At 70.1% G+C, this 1,195-nt stretch carries 2 protein-coding genes; both read left to right on the top strand.

What is annotated here, in order from left to right:
* Nucleotides 1-234 precede the first annotated feature (234 nt).
* The gene (locus tag ACLN58_RS22390; protein ID WP_415857406.1) at nt 235-543 is read left to right on the top strand and encodes a DUF3263 domain-containing protein; all 309 of its coding nucleotides are present in this window, start codon (nt 235-237) and stop codon (nt 541-543) included.
* 49 nt (nt 544-592) lie between these two features.
* The gene (locus ACLN58_RS22385) at nt 593-1,186 is read left to right on the top strand and encodes a LytR C-terminal domain-containing protein (protein WP_415857405.1); all 594 of its coding nucleotides are present in this window, start codon (nt 593-595) and stop codon (nt 1,184-1,186) included.
* Nucleotides 1,187-1,195 lie beyond the last annotated feature (9 nt).

Here is a 1,195-nt window from a genome sequence, read left to right as displayed (position 1 = left end):
GAGGACCGCGAGCGGCGCCTCCGCCATCTCGGCGAGCCGCGCCGCGGTATCGCCGGTGGCGGGGCCCTCCTCGGGGCTCGGGAGCTCGAACAGTGGCTCGGTCACGGCCCCGAGTCTTCCAGAGTTCTGCCGGCCTCTCCAGCGCCTCGGCGGGACCACGAATGACAAGCGTGTAGTTCGCTCCTACACTGGGTGAAGCCGACACGGAGATCATCCAGTCGAAGGGAGTGGCGCATGGGCGCAGCCGAGGCATTCGAGCCCGAGCATGCAGGGGTCAGCCGCCTGGCGGCCGCGGAACTCACCGAGCGCGAGGTCGAGATGCTCGCCCTCGAACGCAACTGGTGGAAGTACGCGGGAGCGAAGGAACAGGCCATCCGCGAGCTTTTCGATCTCTCGGCCACGCACTACTACCAGCTGCTCAACGCCCTCATCGATACCGAGGCCGCGCTGGCCCACGATCCGATGCTCGTCAAGAGGTTGCGTAGACTAAGGACGTCGCGTCAGCGCGCACGGACGGCTCGTCGCCTGGGCGGCAGCGCCTGAAGCCTGCCGCGTCCCCCCAGCAGAGCATTCGACGAGGACTCTACACGCTATGAGCCACTACCCCGGCGACGAATTCGATGACGTACTCGAGGCCCCGCGCCGTCAAGGCGTGCATCGCACGAAGGGTGCTGTGGAGACGGGCCGTCGGGGCATCGGGGGAGTGATCATCGCTGCGGCGATCGTCGTCATCCTCGTGGCCGCGGCCCTCTTCATCGTCCCCAAGCTCCTCGGCACGTCCGCCGCCACGGGTCCGTCGGCATCGTCTGGGTCGTCGGCTCCCGCCTCGGCCAAGGGGTCCGGGACGCCGACTCCCACGCCCACGCCGTCGTCCACCCCGACGCCCACCCAGTCCGCGCCGGCGCAGGCCGACAAGACCCTCGCGGTGGGCGTCTACAACGCGACGTCGACGGCGGGCCTCGGCAACCGCGCCGCGGCAGCCGCTCGCAACGCGGGCTGGACCGTGGCCGCCGTGGGCAACTGGACAGGCTCGCCGGTGTCCTCCTCCGTGGTCTTCTACAAGGATCCGAGCCAGAAGGCGTCCGCGCAGGCGCTCGCCGCGGACCTCGGCATCGCGACGGTGCTCCAGGCGCAGCAGCTCGGTTACCCCCTCGCGGTCGTCGCGGGCCCGGGGTACGCGGGATAGTGGCGTTCG

The sequence above is a fragment of the Sinomonas sp. G460-2 genome, assembly GCF_047759905.1.
In the GTDB taxonomy this organism is placed as follows: domain Bacteria; phylum Actinomycetota; class Actinomycetes; order Actinomycetales; family Micrococcaceae; genus Sinomonas.
This window is presented reverse-complemented; position numbering and strand designations above follow the sequence as displayed.